We start from the raw sequence: 292 nt of genomic DNA, 5'->3' as shown, positions 1-292 counted from the left end.
CAGCGTGGGCGCCGCCGCAGCCAGCCCCGAGGCGCCGGTGAAGAGCGCCAGCCCGGCAAGCAGCAGGCGCCGCCGGCCGACGAGATCGCCCAGCCGCCCGACGCTGACGATCAGCGTGGTGATGGCCAGCAGGTAGGCCAGCACCACCCACTGCACCGCCTGAAAGCTCGCCCCGAAGGCCGCCGCCAGATCCGGCAGGGCCACGTTGGCGGCGCTGGTGCCCAGCGAGGCCAGCAGCATCGACAGGGCCAGCCCCGCCAGCGCACCGCGCGCCGATCGCGCCGCGTCGGGC

1 protein-coding gene is annotated in these 292 nt (G+C 76.4%); it reads right to left on the bottom strand.

The window, feature by feature from the left end:
• On the bottom strand, positions 1-292 hold a 292-nt coding region (locus tag QQK25_RS23480), incomplete at both ends, for an MFS transporter (protein WP_284190120.1).

It is taken from the genome of Zoogloea oryzae (genome assembly GCF_030161255.1).
In the GTDB taxonomy this organism is placed as follows: Bacteria; Pseudomonadota; Gammaproteobacteria; order Burkholderiales; family Rhodocyclaceae; genus Zoogloea; species Zoogloea oryzae.
The sequence above is the reverse complement of the archived record's forward strand: the minus strand, read 5'-3'. Positions and strand labels throughout refer to the sequence as shown.